Annotated in this window: 14 protein-coding genes; 5 read left to right on the top strand and 9 right to left on the bottom strand. The window is 69.9% G+C overall.

The genetic code is table 11. The annotated features are described in order from the left end of the window. The 3 genes from A5646_RS16815 to ctpC all read left to right on the top strand — a co-directional run. Positions 1-704 (top strand): TIGR03089 family protein (locus A5646_RS16815; protein WP_197505218.1); only part of this gene is annotated, 704 nt, incomplete at its 5' end. A gap of 115 nt (positions 705-819) precedes the next feature. Beyond that, positions 820-1,101: a DUF1490 family protein gene (locus A5646_RS16810; protein ID WP_066868504.1), complete on the top strand. Its 282-nt coding sequence runs from the start codon at positions 820-822 to the stop codon at positions 1,099-1,101. Positions 1,102-1,111: 10 nt separating this feature from the next. Then, positions 1,112-3,334, top strand: a complete 2,223-nt coding sequence (gene ctpC / locus A5646_RS16805; RefSeq protein ID WP_066878844.1) for a manganese-exporting P-type ATPase CtpC — start codon at positions 1,112-1,114, stop codon at positions 3,332-3,334. A gap of 4 nt (positions 3,335-3,338) precedes the next feature. Here ctpC and A5646_RS16800 read toward each other — a convergent pair whose 3' ends face one another. Next, the gene (locus A5646_RS16800; protein WP_067022807.1) at positions 3,339-3,995 is read right to left on the bottom strand and encodes a cation transporter; all 657 of its coding nucleotides are present in this window, start codon (positions 3,993-3,995) and stop codon (positions 3,339-3,341) included. A gap of 138 nt (positions 3,996-4,133) precedes the next feature. Here A5646_RS16800 and A5646_RS16795 point away from each other — a divergent pair, with 138 nt between their 5' ends. Together A5646_RS16795 and A5646_RS16790 are read left to right on the top strand one after the other, a co-directional pair. Then, complete coding sequence (locus A5646_RS16795; RefSeq protein WP_066868507.1) at positions 4,134-5,057, top strand: class I SAM-dependent methyltransferase; 924 nt, start codon at positions 4,134-4,136, stop codon at positions 5,055-5,057. A gap of 3 nt (positions 5,058-5,060) precedes the next feature. Beyond that, on the top strand, positions 5,061-6,263 hold the full coding sequence (locus A5646_RS16790; protein WP_066878841.1) for a CoA transferase: 1,203 nt from the start codon (positions 5,061-5,063) through the stop codon (positions 6,261-6,263). Between the two features lie 4 nt (positions 6,264-6,267). On the opposite strand, the gene A5646_RS16785 is transcribed toward A5646_RS16790, so the two are convergent. The 8 genes from A5646_RS16785 to A5646_RS16750 all read right to left on the bottom strand — a co-directional run. Next, positions 6,268-8,220, bottom strand: coding sequence for a serine/threonine-protein kinase PknD (locus A5646_RS16785; protein ID WP_066878839.1), 1,953 nt, complete (start codon positions 8,218-8,220; stop codon positions 6,268-6,270). Positions 8,221-8,238: 18 nt separating this feature from the next. Next, positions 8,239-9,345, bottom strand: a complete 1,107-nt coding sequence (gene pstS, locus A5646_RS16780) for a phosphate ABC transporter substrate-binding protein PstS (RefSeq protein WP_066878837.1) — start codon at positions 9,343-9,345, stop codon at positions 8,239-8,241. Between the two features lie 246 nt (positions 9,346-9,591). Then, positions 9,592-10,041, bottom strand: a complete 450-nt coding sequence (locus tag A5646_RS16775) for a response regulator (protein ID WP_066868516.1) — start codon at positions 10,039-10,041, stop codon at positions 9,592-9,594. Next, the gene (locus A5646_RS16770; RefSeq protein WP_066868517.1) at positions 10,038-11,636 is read right to left on the bottom strand and encodes a CHASE3 domain-containing protein; all 1,599 of its coding nucleotides are present in this window, start codon (positions 11,634-11,636) and stop codon (positions 10,038-10,040) included. Before A5646_RS16770 ends, A5646_RS16775 begins: the two co-directional genes overlap by 4 nt. Beyond that, positions 11,633-12,778, bottom strand: coding sequence for a PP2C family protein-serine/threonine phosphatase (locus tag A5646_RS16765; RefSeq protein ID WP_156752942.1), 1,146 nt, complete (start codon positions 12,776-12,778; stop codon positions 11,633-11,635). The genes A5646_RS16770 and A5646_RS16765 overlap by 4 nt, the downstream gene beginning before the upstream one ends. Before the next feature lie 249 nt (positions 12,779-13,027). Then, positions 13,028-14,197: an acyl-CoA dehydrogenase gene (locus A5646_RS16760; RefSeq protein WP_066868521.1), complete on the bottom strand. Its 1,170-nt coding sequence runs from the start codon at positions 14,195-14,197 to the stop codon at positions 13,028-13,030. 73 nt (positions 14,198-14,270) lie between these two features. Continuing rightward, positions 14,271-14,783, bottom strand: a complete 513-nt coding sequence (gene purE / locus A5646_RS16755; RefSeq protein WP_066868523.1) for a 5-(carboxyamino)imidazole ribonucleotide mutase — start codon at positions 14,781-14,783, stop codon at positions 14,271-14,273. Then, positions 14,776-15,700, bottom strand: a 925-nt coding sequence (locus A5646_RS16750) for a 5-(carboxyamino)imidazole ribonucleotide synthase (RefSeq protein ID WP_067022804.1), incomplete at its 5' end; no start/stop codon positions are given. The genes A5646_RS16750 and purE, both read right to left, overlap by 8 nt.

The following is a 15,700-nucleotide window of genomic DNA, read 5'->3' as shown; positions in this document are numbered from 1 at the left end:
TCACGCTGAGCGGGGCCATCCTCGATCCGCTGCTGCGGGCCGATCCGGTGGGACCGCGCATCACCTACTACGACGACGCCACCGGCGAGCGCATCGAACTGTCCGGCGTGACGCTGGCCAACTGGGCCGCCAAGACCGCCAACCTGCTGCGCGACGAGCTGGGCGCCGGGCCGGCCAGCCGGGTGGCGATCCTGTTGCCCGCGCACTGGCAGACGGCGGCGGTGCTGTTCGGGGTGTGGTGGATCGGCGCCGAGGCGGTGCTGGCGGGCCCGGCCGACGTGGCCCTATGCACGGCGCAGCGACTGGACGAGGCCGACGAGGCGGTGGCCGGGGGTGAGGTGGCGGTGCTGTCGCTGGACCCGTTCGGCCGCCCGGCACCCGACCTGCCGATCGGGGTGACGGACTACGCCACCGCGGTGCGGGTGCACGGCGATCAGATCGTTCCCGAACCGCGACCCGGTCCGGCGCTGGGCGGGCGATCGGTCGACGAGGTGCTGGCCGATTGCCAAAGGTCGGCCGCGGCAAGGGGTTTGACGTCCGGCGACCGGGTGCTGTCCGGCGCGTCGTGGTCCGGTCCCGCCGAGCTGGTGGATCACCTGCTGGCCATCCTGGCCGTCGGCGGCTCGCTGGTGCAGGTGGCCAACGCCGACCCGGCCGCACAACAGCGCCGCATCGAGACCGAAAAGGTCACCCGGGTGCTGTAGCGGCCCGGCACCGCCCGCCAGGGCGCGGCCGATACATATTGATATCGCTATATTTCGATGTTAACGTCGTGCAAGCATGGGCTAAACGCTGAGGCGAAACAGGAGGGTTGCGGCAATGGCGGTGTACGGGCTCTTGGCGAAGGCGGCAGGCACGGTGGTCACCGGGTTGGTCGGCGTGACGGCCTACGAGGTGGTGCGCAAGGCCGTGGCCAAGGCACCGCTGCACGAGACCGCGGTCAAGGGCGCCGAACTCGGGCTGCGCGGCACCCGCAAGGCCGAGGAGGCCGCCGAGTCGGCACGGCTGCGGCTCGCCGACGTGATGGCCGAGGCCCGCGAACGCATCGGCGAGGAGGCCCCCACCCCGTCGGTCGCCGCCCCCCACGACCACGAGCACTGATTCCCTCGACATGGACCTCGCCCTAGTCCCCGACATCGCAGACGAGGCGCGAACCGAAGACCCTGCGCTGCATGTCATTTCGGATGCGGCCGGGCGCATGCGGGTGGCCGTCGGCTGGGTCCGCGCCGACACCCGGCGCGCCGTGGCGGTCGAAGAGGCCGTCGCCAAGTGCGCGGGCGTGCGGGTGGTGCACGCCTACCCGCGCACCGGATCGGTCGTCGTCTGGTATTCGCCCCGGCGCTGCGACCGGTCCTCGGTGCTGGCCGCCATCGGCGAGGCGGCGCACGTCGCCGCCGAGCTGATCCCGGCCCGCGCGCCGCATTCGGAGGAGATCCGCAACGCCGACGTGCTGCGCATGGTGATCGGCGGCGCCGCGCTGGCCCTGCTCGGGGTGCGCCGCTACGTCTTTGCGCGCCCGCCACTGCTGGGCCCCAGCGGCCGGCTGTTCGCCACCGGCGTCACCGTCTTCACCGGCTACCCCTTCCTGCGGGGCGCGCTGCGCTCGTTGCGCTCCGGGCGGGCCGGAACCGACGCGCTGGTCTCGGCGGCGACCGTGGCCAGCCTTGTGCTGCGCGAGAACGTCGTCGCGCTGACCGTGCTGTGGCTGCTCAATATCGGTGAGTACCTTCAGGATCTGACGCTGCGGCGGACCCGCCGCGCCATCTCCGAACTGCTGCGCGGCAGCCAGGACACGGCGTGGATCCGGCTCGACGACGGCGGCAACGAGGTCCAGGTGCCCATCGACACCGTGCAGATCGGCGACGAGGTGGTGGTGCACGACCACGTGGCCATCCCGGTCGACGGCGAGGTGGTCGACGGCGAGGCGATCGTCAACCAGTCGGCGATCACCGGGGAGAACCTGCCGGTCAGCGTCGTGGTGGGCGCGCACGTGCACGCGGGCTCGGTGGTGGTCCGCGGACGCCTGGTGGTGCGCGCCAGCGCGGTCGGCAATCAGACCACCATCGGCCGCATCATCACCCGGGTCGAGGAGGCCCAGCACGACCGCGCGCCGATCCAGACCGTCGGCGAAAACTTCTCGCGCCGTTTCGTTCCCACCTCGTTCATCGTCTCGGCCATCACGCTGGTCGTCACCGGCGATGTGCGCCGGGCGATGACCATGCTGCTGATCGCCTGCCCGTGCGCGGTGGGGCTGGCCACCCCGACCGCGATCAGCGCGGCGATCGGCAACGGGGCGCGCCGCGGCATCCTGATCAAGGGCGGCTCGCACCTCGAGCAGGCCGGCCGGGTGGACGCGATCGTGTTCGACAAGACCGGCACGCTCACGGTCGGGCGCCCGGTGGTGACCAATATCATTGCGCTGCATAAGGATTGGCAACCCGAGCAGGTGCTGGCGTATGCGGCCAGCTCGGAGATCCACTCCCGGCACCCGCTGGCCGAGGCGGTGATCCGGTCCACCGAGGAACGCCACATCACCATCCCGCCGCACGAGGAGTGCGAGGTCCTGGTGGGGCTGGGCATGCGGACCTGGGCCGACGGCCGGACCCTGCTGCTGGGCAGCCCCGGGCTGCTGCGCGCCGAGAAGGTGCGGGTGTCCAAGAAGGCCTCGGAGTGGGTGGACCGGCTGCGCCGTCAGGCCGAAACCCCGCTGCTGCTGGCCGTCGACGGCAAGCTGGTGGGGCTGATCAGCCTGCGTGACGAGGTGCGTCCCGAGGCGTCCGAGGTGCTGAAGAAGCTGCGCGCCAACGGCATTCGCCGCATCGTCATGCTCACCGGAGATCACCCGGACATCGCCGAGGTGGTCGCGGGCGAGCTCGGGATCGACGAGTGGCGCGCCGAGGTGATGCCGGAGGACAAGCTCGCGGCGGTGCGCGACCTGCAGGACGAGGGCTATACCGTCGGCATGGTCGGCGACGGCATCAACGACGCGCCCGCGCTGGCCGCCGCCGACATCGGCATCGCGATGGGGCTGGCCGGAACCGACGTCGCCGTCGAGACCGCCGACGTGGCGCTGGCCAACGACGACCTGCACCGGCTGCTCGACGTGCGCGACCTGGGCGCCCGCGCGGTCGACGTCATCCGGGAGAACTACGGCATGTCCATCGCCGTCAACGCCGCCGGGCTGATCATCGGCGCGGGCGGGGCGCTGTCCCCGGTGCTGGCCGCGATCCTGCACAACGCCTCGTCGGTGGCGGTGGTGGCCAACAGCTCCCGGCTGATCCGCTACCGGCTGGACGCGCCGCGCGCCGCGACGAACGGCGAGCGCGCCGGCTAGGGCATCAGCAGCCGCACTCCTGGCCTCGCCAGGCGCGCAGCCCCTGCCAGAGCGCGACACCGGCAATGGCCAGCCCGACGGCCGGGTCGATCCACCACGCGCCGGACCACAGCGCCGTCATCGCGAGGCCGATCAGCACCCCGGCGGCCTGGGCTGCGCACAGGTAGTTCTGGACACCTTCGGCCTCGGTGGCCCCCGAGCCCAGCCGGGCGCCCAACCGGTGGTTGGCCCGGCCCAGCACCGGCATCAGCACCAGCGCGAGGGCGGTCAGCCCGATGCCGATCGCCGAGGTCTCGGCGTGCCGTTCGGCGGCCAGCTCGCGGATCGACTCGGCGGCGATGTACGGCGCGGTCAACCAGAACGACACCGCCACACCGCGTTGCGCGCGCCGCTCGGCCCGCTCGGAGCAGGCGCGCGCCCCGCTGAACCGCCACACCACCATGGCGCTGGCCAGCGCCTCCGACGCGCCACCCAGTGCCCAGCCGGTCAGGGCGACGGAGGACACCGACAACCCCTGCCACAGCCCGACGACACCCTCGACCAGCACCACCGCCAGGCTGATCCAGGCCAACCGCCGCGCCCGCGCGGCGCCGCGCCGCCAGTCGACGTCACGCGCCGCGCTGCTCCCGCACTGCTGCTCGAGGACAACCGAAGTGGTCATGGCGCGAGGCTAGCGGCGGCGCGGCGGGCCCCGCCGCCGCAACGCCCGGCCGTGATCGATCTGTGTCGCACCTCGCGACTCGCGCCGCGGCGCCGGTAGTTATTGTGGCTAACCAGTAGAGCGGAAGGGATTTCCTCCATGGCGCGCACCGACGACGACACCTGGGACCTGGCGACCAGCGTGGGAGCGACCGCCACCATGGTGGCCGCCGGGCGGGCCCGGGCCACCCGCGACGGGCTGATCGACGACCGGTTCGCCGAGCCGCTGGTGCGCGCGGTCGGCGTCGACTTCATGACCCGCTGGGCCGCCGGCGAACTGGACTCCGCCGACGTCGACGAGCCCGGCGCCCCGTGGGGCATGCAACGCATGACCGACATGCTCGCCGCCCGCACCCGCTACATCGACGCCTTCTTCGCCGAGGCGGGCGCCCAGAAGGATCCAGCCATCGACCAGGTGGTCATCCTGGCCTCCGGCCTGGACGCGCGCGCCTATCGGCTGGCGTGGGCGCCGGGCACCACGGTGTTCGAGATCGACCAGCCGCAGGTCCTCGAGTTCAAGGCCGCCACCATCGCCGAACTCGGCGCCCAGCCGACCGCCGAGGTGCGCGCCGTCCCCATCGACCTGCGCCACGACTGGCCGGCGGCGCTGCGCCAGGCCGGCTTCGACACCGGGCGACCCGCCGCCTGGGCGGCCGAGGGGCTGGTCGGCTTCCTGCCGCCCGAGGCCCAGGATCGCTTGCTGGACAACGTCACCGCCCTGTCCGCCGACGGCAGCCAGCTGGTGGCCGAGGTGTTCGCGAACACCGGCATCAACGGCGACGCCCTGAATGCCGCCAGCGAGAAGTGGCGACGCAACGGCCTGGACATTGCCCTGGGCGAGCTGGGCTTCCCCGGCGAGCGCAATGACGTGGCGACCTACCTGCAGCAGCGGGGCTGGCAGCCGGTCCGCACCCCGCTCAACCAGCTGCTGGCCAACGCCGGGCTGCCGCTGCAGTCGACCGACCCCGATGCGCCTTTCGCCCAGAACTACTACTGCACCGCGGTGCTGAACAAGACGGGGTAGACGATGCCGAACAGCAAGCCCGCCAAGCCACTTGACGGATTCCGCGTGCTCGACTTCACCCAGAACATCGCCGGCCCGCTGGCCGGACAGGTGCTGGCCGATCTGGGCGCCGAGGTCATCAAGATCGAGGCGCCCGTCGGTGAGGCCGCCCGGCACATCACGGCGGTGTTGCCCGGGCGCCCGCCGCTGGCCACCCTGTTCCTCCCCCACAACCGCGGCAAGAAGTCGGTGATGGCCGACCTGCGCAGCGACGAGGCCAAGGAACAGATCCTGCGACTGGTCGACACCGCGGACGTTGTGCTGGAAGGCTTTCGGCCCGGGGTGATGGAACGCCTGGGCCTGGGCCCCGACGAGCTGCAATCGCGCAATCCCAAGCTCATCTACGCGCGCCTTTCGGCCTACGGCGGCAACGGCCCGCAGGGCAGCCGACCGGGCGTCGACCTGATGGTGGCCGCCGAGTCGGGCATGACCACCGGGATGCCCACGCCCACCGGCAAACCCCAGATCATCCCGTTCCAGCTCGTCGACGCCGCCAGCGGTCACGTGCTGGCCCAGGCGGTGCTGGCCGCGCTGCTCAACCGCGAGCGCCACGGCGTCGCCGACGTGGTGCGGGTCGCCATGTACGACGTCGCGGTCAGCCTGCAGGCCAGCCAGCTGACCATCCACCTGAACAAGCCGACCGAGGCCCCCAAGCCAGATGCGCCAAAGACCAAGCGGCGCAAGGGCGTTGGATTCGCCACCCAGCCGTCGGACGCGTTCAAGGCCGCCGACGGCTACCTGGTGATCAGCGCGTACGTGCCCAAGCACTGGGACAAGCTGTGCGAGATCATCGGCCGCCCCGACATGCGCGACGACGAGCGGTTCATCGACCAGCGGGCGCGGGCGCTCAACTATCCCGAACTGACCGAGGAACTCGAGAAGGCGCTGGCCGCCAAGACCGCCGACGAATGGGTGCGGCTGCTGCAGGAGGGCGGCCTGATGGCCTGCCACGCCTACACCTGGAAGCAGGTGGTGAGCACCGCGCTGTTCGCCGAGAACGAGCTGGCCCTGCCGGTCGGCGAGGGCGAAGATCGGGTCACCGTAATCCGCACTCCCGCACGCTATTCCAGCTTCGAGGCCTTGTCAGCTGGGTGGGCCACCGACCCGCCCCCGGCCCTCGGCCAGCACACCGAGGAGTATCTGGGCGCAGCGCAGCCCACGCCGTAGGCGTTCACGGCGTCAGCTTGACCACCCGGTTGTTGCCGCGGTCGGCGACGTAGACGTTCTGGTCCTTGCCGACGGTCACCGCCAGCGGAGTGTTGAGCCCGTCGAACGGCATGACCGTCCCGGTGGTCGCGCCCGGAGCGTATTTCACCACGTCGCTCTTGTCGTGCTCGGTGACGTAGACGGTTCCGCTGTTGTCCACCGCGATGCCCCAGGGCACGGACAGGTCGTGGAATGGCAACTCCGACTGGGTGTTTGACGCCGCGTCGAGCTTGACCACCCTGTTGTTGTCGGTGTCCGCGACGTAGACGTTGCCCGCCGGGTCGACGGCCACCCCGTCCGGGTTGTTCAGCCCGTTGAACGGCAGCACGGTCTGGGTCGTGGACCCCGCTGCCATTTTCACCACCCTGCCGTTGCCGCGGTCGGCGACATACACGGCGCCCTGACTGTCGACCGCGACGCCCTCCGGGTAGTTCAGGCCGGTGAACGGCAGTTCCTTCTGACTGTTGGAGCCCGCGGCCATGCTGATCACCCGGTTGTTGAAATCGGCGACGTACACCGTTCCCGCGCCGTCGACGGCCAGGCCCTGTGGCTGGTAGAGCCCGTTGAACGGCAGCACGGTCGTGGCCTGCGAATCCGCCGCCAACTTCACCACCCGGCCGTACATGCCCTGGCTGGTGACGTAGACGTTGCCGGCGCTGTCCAGCGTCACGCCGCCCGGGGAGAGACGGAAGTCAATACCGTTGAAGGGCAACACACTTTGGCCGCCGGCCTGTTTGGAGGGTCCCGACGACCCGGTGGACAGGTAGCCGAGGACCGCCACGACGAACGCGACCAGCGCGACCAAAGCGATGGCGCCGACGATGATCCACTGCCTGCGTTTGTTGTCGGTCGGCGCGGCTGGGCGCCCGAAGTCCGGGGCGGGGGGATACGCGCGACCGGATGCCGTTGGGGCGGCGCGGATCAGCGACGGTCGAGGGCCGGACCGTTCGCTTTTCGCACCGCCCGCTGCCGGGGGCAGCGGGCCGGCCACGGTATCGGCGCTCGGCGACGCAGCGTACGCGCCCATTGCCGCGATCTGGCCGTCGCGCAGGATCGTGCTGGCCTTGCGCTGCTCGGCGGTGGTCAGCGCGTCGTGGGCGGCGGAGGCGAATTCGCCCGCGGTGCGATAGCGGTCCTCGGGGCGTTTGGCCATGCCCTTGGCGATCACCTGATCCAGGGCGGGCGGAAACGCGCCGGGGCGCAATTGGCTGGGCGGCGGGGCCGTCTTGGTCAGGTGCGCGGCGACCAGCCGTTCGACGGTGTCGGCCCGGTGGGGCGGCGAGCCGGTCAGGCACTCGCTCAAAACGCATGCGAGCGAATAGATGTCGACGCTATGGGTGACCTCGTCGTCGGTGAATCGTTCCGGGGCCATGTAGTAATACGTTCCGATAGCGGTCCCGACCTGGGTCAGCCCCGGATCCGACGCGGCCCGTGCGATGCCGAAATCCGCCAGGTAGGCGAAGTCGCTGGGGGTGACCAGGATGTTGCCCGGTGTGACGTCGCGGTGCGTGACCCCGGTGGCGTGCGCGGCGTCCAGCGCGGCGGCGACCTGGCTGATGATGGCGATCGCCCGCGGCGGGGCCAACGGCCCGTCCCGATGCAACAGCGTGGCCAGATTGACGCCGTCGACGAGGCGCATGTCCACGTAAAAGCGTCCGTCGAACTCGCCGTAGTCGTGGATCGGCACCACATGCGGTTCGGTCAGCCGTCCCGCAATATCGGCCTCGCGCTGCAGCCGCGCACGGAACTCCGGGTTGCCGGAAAACTGCTGCGAGATCAGCTTCAGGGCCACCATGCGACCCTTGCGGGTGTCCTCGGCCTCGTAAACCTCGCCCATGCCGCCCTGGCGCAGTAGTCGCACCAGCCGGTAGGGCCCGAACCACGACCCGACCCGCGCGGCCGGCGCGCCATCGCTCACCGTCGAGCCTCCTTACCGTCAGGAAATCGCATTGACCGCGCTCGACAGCTTCGCCGTGAACGAGCTGGGCAGCGGGATGGAACCGTACTGGTCCAAACCGTCCTGCCCCGGACCGATCGCCGCCCGCATGAACGCCTTCACCGCCGCGCCCGTGGCCGCGTCCGGGTACTTCGAGCAGACGATTTCATACGTCGCGAGCACGATCGGGTACGCGCCCTGCTGGGTCGGCTTGTAGAACGACGAGGTGTCCAGCACCAGGTCGTTGCCCTGGCCACTGACGGTCGCCCCGGCGATCGTCTTCTCGACGGAGTCCTTGGTGATCGGCACCGCGTCCGGGCCCGCCGACGTGATGATCGACGCCATGGTCAGCTGCTTGCCCACCGCGAAGGACCACTCGTTGTAGGTGATCGACCCGTCGGTGTTCTGCAGCAGTGCGGAGGTGCCGTTGTTCCCGCTGGCGCCCTGCCCGACCCCGCCGGTGAACATCTCGCTGGTGCCCTTGCCCCAGGCGCCGTTGGACGCGCCGTCGAGGTACTTCTGAAAGTTGGCGGTGGTGCCGGACTTGTCGCTGCGGAAGATGACCGCGATGGGCGTCGACGGCAGGTTCAGGCCCGGGTTGATGGCCTTCAGCGCCGGGTCGTCCCACTTGGTGATGGCGCCGTTGAAGATCTTCGCGACGGTGGGACCATCCAGCTTCAGCCCGTTTACCCCGGAGAGGTGGTAGGTGACCGCGATCGGCCCGAACACGGTGGGCAGGTCCCAGGCCGGCGAGCCGCATCGCTGCGCCGCCCGGTCGTACTGACCGGTCGAGGGGTCCAGGGGGATATCGGAACCGGCGAGGTCGGTCTGGTTGTTGAGGAACTGGGTCAGGCCGGCGCCGGAGCCGTTCGCGTTGTAGTCCAGCGTGTAGCCGGGGCAGGCGCGGACGTAGGCGTAGACGAACTGTTCGATCGCGTTCTGCTGCGCGGTCGAGCCGCTGTCTTTGAGCACCTTCTTGCCGCCGCAGTCCACCGACGCCGGCTTGCCCCCGGAGCCCAACGAGTTCGAGTGGTCGCCACAGCCCGTCAGCGCCAGGGCGGTCACGGCCGCCAGGCTCAGCGCTGTGCCGTATCGAGCGAACCTCACGCAACTCCTTCGCACCTCGCGGCGGGGGACGCCGGGAAAAGCCGCCGGCTACTGCCCAGGGGACAACAAAAGTTAACCAATCGTGAATATACAAACCCTTGACATCCAATAAGAGGTAACTGTGTGCCCGCTGTTCGCCGGGAGGCACGTAGCATCGAACGCTGATGAGAGGCCCAGAACCGTGTTCCTGCTGCTGATCGTGCTGAGCTGGTTGCTCGGCTGGTTATCGCGGCGGGCGCCGCGCGATCAGCTCCCGTTGCCCGGGAGCCGCACCACCTGAACGAAGAACTCGTCGATCTGCCGGACGGCCTTCATGAACTGATCGAGGTCGACGGGTTTGGTGACGTAGGCGTTCGCGTGCAGCTTGTAGCTCTTGAGGATGTCCTCCTCCGCCGAGGAGGTGGTGAGCACCACGACCGGGATGCGGGCCAGGTCGGGATCCGACTTGATCTTCTCCAGCAGCTGACGGCCGTCGTACTTGGGCAGGTTCAAATCGAGCAGGATGAGGTCGGGGCGCGGGGCGTCGGCGTATTCACCCCGCCGGTAGAGGTAGTTGAGGCCTTCCTCCCCGTCGTGGGCGACGTGCAGCCGGTTCTTGAGCTTGTTGTGCTCGAACGCCTCTCGCGTGATCAGCTCGTCGCCCGGGTCGTCCTCGACGAGCAGGATGTCGATCGCTCTGCCTTCGGGTGTCGTCATTGATGCGCTCCTTCCAAAGCGACCGGGTCTTCTTCGTCGACGGGTTCGGGCATGGGCAGGGTGAATTCGAACCGGGTCCCGTCGGTGTAGGACGTGTCGATCCGGACGGTGCCGCCGTGGTGCTCGATGATCTTCTTGACCAGGGCCAGGCCAACTCCGGTGCCGGCGTACACATCCCGGCCGTGCAGCCGCTGGAAGATCACGAAGACCTTGTCGGAGAACTCCTCGGGGATGCCGATGCCGTTGTCCGCCACGCTCAGCAGCCACTGCCCGTCGTGCGTGCCGGTGCCGGGCACGCATTCGATGACGATGCGGGGGCGACGATCCTTGTGCCGGAACTTGATCGCGTTGCCGACCAGGTTCTGCCACAGCATCGTCAGCAGCATCGGATCCCCGACGATCTGCGGGAGCGGCTCCGGGCGCACGATTTCGGCGTCAGCCTCCTCGATCGCCACGGCCAGGTTGGCCAGGCCGGCATCCAGCGTCGCGTCGAGGGCCACCTCGGTTTCGGTGGTGCCCAGCCGGCCGACCCGGGAGAAGGTGAGCAGGTCGTTGATCAGCGCCTGCATGCGCTTGGCGCCATCGACCGCGAAGCCGATGTATTCGATGCCGCGCTCGTCCAGCTGGTCGCCGTAACGCTTTTCCAGCAGCTGACAGAACGACGCGACCTTGCGCAGCGGCTCCTGCAGGTCGTGGGAGGCGACGTAGGCGAACTGCTCGAGTTCGGTGTTGGATCGGCGCAATTCGGCGGCCTGCTCGTCCAGTTGCGCCTGGGCGCTTTGCGACACCGCGAGCTCCTCGACCATGCGCTTGCGCATGTTCTCCACGTCGATCGCCATGTTCCGGATGTCCCTGGGCCGCCGCGGGGGCGAGATCGTCTCGTCGAAGTTGCCCTCGGTGATCCGCCGGCAGGCCGCGGCCAGCGCCGCGATCGGCCGGGTAATCGCCGCGCGACTGAGCAACCCCAGCGCCGTGGCGGCGCCGATGATTATCAGCACCGTGGCGCCCAGCACCCAGTCGCGCCAGCCGTTGATCTCGTTGAGCTCGTCGATGGCAGCCGTTCTGGCCACCGCGAGGTGCGTGTTCTGCGTTTCGAATAGTGCACGCAGATGATCGAATTTGACCTTGCCCATGTCGGCCGTGCGGGGGCTCACGTAGGTCGGGGTCCTGGGAGCCACGTTGGCGATCAGCGGCTCGGCATAGTTCGTCCGCCAGTCGGCGGCGGCGGCTTCCACCGCGTCCAGATCGGCCATCAGCTCCGCGCGGCCACCCACCAGACGCCGAACCTCGCTGGCCGCATCCTGTTCGGCGCGCTGCCCGTCGTAATACGGCGCGAGGAACTGCCGGTCCGCGGTGATCAGGTAGCCGCGCATGCCCGTCTCCTGGTCACGCACCGCCGACTGCAAACGCGCCGCTGCGACGCGCGCAGGCTGAATGTTCTGGGCCAACTCGCGCGACACCTCGTCGGTGCGGTGCAGTAACGCCGCGCCGACCAGCGCCCCGACCAGCACCGTGGCGCCCAAGATCCACAGCACGAGCGCCAGCCATCCCCGCACGGTGAGGTCGGTCAACCGATGCGGACGCGATGCCGTCACGGGGTCGTCCTCTCCAGCCGCAGCACGGCGATGTCATCGGTGAGGCCGCCGCGGGGCTGAGCGAGTTCCTGCGCCCCGTTGATCAGCGCGTCGACGAACTCGGGGCCGGGCCGGTTGGCGTGCCTGCGGGCCAGGGCGAGCAGGCCGTCCTCGCCGAGGCGTTGCGTGCCTTCGCCCGAATACCCCTCGTAGAGCCCGTCGGTCAGCAACAGCAGACCCTCACCCGCGCGCAGCTCCAGCCCCTCCTGCGGCCAGTGCCCGGCCCCCAGGCCCAGCGCCGGGCCACCCGGCGGCTCCAGCCACTGCACGGTCCCGCCGGCCTGCAGCAACATCCCGGGATGGCCGGCGCGGATGACGCTGACCCGCGGGCTGTCCGGGGAGATCTCCAGCGTGAGCACGGTCGCGAAAGTGCCGGTGCCGGTGCGTTCCGAGTACAAGACCCGCTCGAGCTGGCGCATCAATTCGACGCCGTGCACACCGGCGAAGGTGAGCGCGCGAAAGGCGATGCGCAGGGCCGCGCCCAGCGCCGCCTCGTGCGGGCCGTGCCCGGCGACGTCGCCGATCAGCACGTGCACGACCCGGTCGGGCGTCTGGACGACGTCGTAGAAATCCCCACACAGCAAAGCGTCTTCGCGGCTCGGCCGGTATCGGGCGACGATGTCGACGCCCGGGTTGTCCAGCAGCAGCGGCGACGGCAGCAGCCCGCGTTCCAGCAGCGCGTTCTCCCGGGCCCGCAGCTGCGTCGCGTGCAGATCGGCGGCGATCAGCTCGGCACGCTTGCGCTCGATCGCGTAGAGCAGCGCGCGGCGCAGCATCTCCGGCTCGACCCGGCCCTTGACGAGGTAGTCCTGGGCGCCGGCGGCGACGGCCGACGCCCCGAAGTATTCGTCGTTCAGCCCGGTCAGCACCACGATCGGGACGGTCGCGTCGAGGCTGGCGATGCGGTTCAACGCGTCGATCCCGCTGGCGTCGGGCAGGTGCAGATCCAGCAGCACGCAGTCGGGCCGCGCGGACACCAGCTCGCGTTCGGCGTGCGCCATCGACTTCGCCCACACCACGCGGATGTCGGTGACCGCGTCGGTGATCAGGTCTTCCACCAGCACCGCGTCGGCACGGTCGTCCTCGACCAACAGCAACGACAACGACTGCCAACTCGCCGTCGGGGTGGCTGCAGCGCGCGTCGGTATCAATTCCCGGCCATCTGTGAACGGGCAGCGGAAGTCATGTTCTGCACAGCAGACCCCCTTGCCGCGACAAGACCCTTTGCTCCGTGACGGTGGTCGGACGTGAGTCGGTGGCTGTTTACCGACCGTCGGTGTGGACTTCACGCACCGAGTGGAGATCCTAAGCGGTGCGGCTCGGCATTTCGCAAGAGCATCGCCGGAAGCCGATCAGCGCAGCAGCGCCCGTGACATCACGACGCGCTGAATCTGGTTGGTGCCCTCGTAGATCTGGGTGATCTTGGCGTCGCGCATCATCCGCTCGACCGGGAAGTCGACGGTGTAGCCGGCGCCCCCGAAGAGCTGCACCGCGTCGGTGGTGACCTCCATCGCGACGTCGGAGGCCAGGCACTTGGATGCGGCGGAGATGAAGCCCAGGTTGGATTCGCCACGCTCGGCGCGGGCGGCGGCGTGGTACACCATCAGCCGCGCGGACTCGACCTTCATGGCCATGTCGGCGAGCATGAACTGCACGCCCTGGTTGTCGCTGACCGGACGGCCGAATTGCTTGCGGTCCTTGGTGTAGGCGATGGCGGCGTCCAGCGCGCCCTGGGCGATGCCGACCGCCTGGGCGCCGATGGTGGGCCGGGTGTGGTCCAGCGTCGCCAGCGCGGTCTTGAAGCCGGTACCGGGTTCGCCGATGATCCGGTCACCCGGGATGCGACAGTTCTCGAAGTACAGCTCGGTGGTCGGCGAGCCCTTGATGCCCAGTTTCTTCTCCTTGGGCCCGACCGAAAAGCCCTCGTCGTCCTTGTGCACCATGAACGACGAGATGCCGTTGGCGCCCTTGTCCGGGTCGGTCACGGCCATCACCGTGTACCAGCTCGACTTGCCGCCGTTGGTGATCCAGCACTTGGCGCCGTTGAGGATCCAGTCGTCGCCGTCGGCCTTGGCGCGGGTCCGCATCGAGGCCGCGTCGCTGCCGGCCTCGCGCTCGCTCAGCGCGTAGGACGCCATCGCGGTTCCGTCGGCGATCGACGGCAGCACCTGCTTCTTCAGCTCGTCCGAGCCGCGCAGGATCAGCCCCATCGTGCCCAGCTTGTTGACCGCCGGAATCAGCGAGGCCGAGGTGTCCACGCGGGCGACTTCCTCGATCACGATGCAGGCGGCCACCGAGTCCGCGCCCTGCCCGCCGTACTCCTCGGGCACGTGCACGGCGTTGAAACCAGAGGCGATCAGCGCCTCCAGTGCCTCCTCGGGAAACCGGGAGTTCTCGTCCACGTCGGCGGCGTGCGGGGCGATCTCCTTTTCCGCCAGCGCGCGGATCGCGGCCCGCAATTCGGTGTGCTCCTCGGGCAATTGGAACAAATCAAAGGTGGGGTTTCCGGCCCATCCAGCCATCTCGGCCTCCTAATAACACTCTGCCGACATGCCCGGCTTCTCTGCGGGCGCGGCCCGCCTCGTCGCCAGGCTACTAGCCGGTAACTTTACCCTGACGCTGCTGCAGCGCCTCATCCTTGGCCCGCACGCTCTCGGCCAGCTGGTCCTGGAACTCCACGATCCGCGCCCGCAGCGCCGGGTCCGACGAACCGAGGATGCGCACGGCCAGCAGGCCCGCGTTGCGGGCTCCCCCGATGGAGACCGTGGCCACCGGGACGCCCGCGGGCATCTGCACGATCGACAGCAGCGAGTCCAGGCCGTCCAGGCGCGCCAGCGGCACCGGCACGCCGATCACCGGCAGCGGCGTGGCCGACGCGACCATGCCGGGCAAATGCGCGGCGCCCCCGGCGCCGGCGATGATCACCTCGATGCCGCGCCCGGCCGCGTCGCGCGCGTAGTCGAACATCACCTGCGGGGTGCGGTGCGCCGAGACCACCCGAACCTCGGCCGGCACGTCGAACTCGGCCAGCGCCGCCGCGGCGTCGGCCATCACCGACCAGTCGCTGTCGCTGCCCATGATCACGCCGACCCTGGCCCGATTAGTCATGTGGATCCCATCCGTCCGTCCACTGCGCGTGTGACAACCAGTGTGCCGCCAGCTCGGCGCGTTCCCGCAGCTTCGCGACGTAGTCCCGATCCGCCGGCTTGGAGCCGACGAAGTTGATGTGGCCGACCTTGCGGCCGGGTCGTTCCTGTTTGCCGTACAGGTGCACGCGGGCGTCGGGCATCCGCGCGAACAGGTGGTGCAGCCGCTCGTCGACGCTCATCCGCGGGATTTCGGGGGCGCCCAGCACGTTGGCCATCACCGTCACCGGGGCCAGGGCGTCGGTGTCGCCGAGCGGATAGTCCAGCACCGCACGCAGATGCTGCTCGAACTGGCTGGTGCGCGACCCGTCCATGGTCCAGTGCCCCGAGTTGTGCGGCCGCATCGCCAGCTCGTTGACCAGCAGCTCGCCGTCCCCGGTCTCGAACAGCTCGACGGCGAGCACCCCGACCACGCCGAGCTCGCCCGCCAGCCGCAGCGCCAGCTGCTGCGCGGCGGCGGCCTGCTCGCCGGACAGCTCCGGCGCGGGCGCGATCACCTGCACGCAGATCCCGTCCCGCTGCACGGTCTCGACGACCGGCCACGCCGCACCCTGGCCGAACGGCGACCGGGCCACCAGGGCGGAAAGCTCGCGGCGCAGGTTCACCTGCTCCTCGGCCATCACCGGCACCCCATCGGCCAGGAACGCGGTCGCGATCTCGCGGGCGTGCAACGGGTCGCGCGCCATCCGCACCCCGCGCCCGTCGTAGCCGCCGCGGACCGCTTTGACGACCACCGGGCCGGCGATGCGCCGCGCGAAGGCGTCCAGTTCGTCGACGCTGCCGATCTCGGCGTAGCGCGGCACCGGGACGCCGAGGGCCTCGAGGCGGCGGCGCATGACGAGCTTGTCCTGGGCGTGCATCAGGGCCTGCGGCGGCGGC

The organism is Mycobacterium sp. 1245499.0 (assembly GCF_001673615.1).
GTDB lineage: Bacteria > Actinomycetota > Actinomycetes > Mycobacteriales > Mycobacteriaceae > Mycobacterium > Mycobacterium europaeum_A.
Note: the sequence above shows the minus strand (reverse complement) of the source record. Positions and strands in the feature narration are given on the sequence as shown.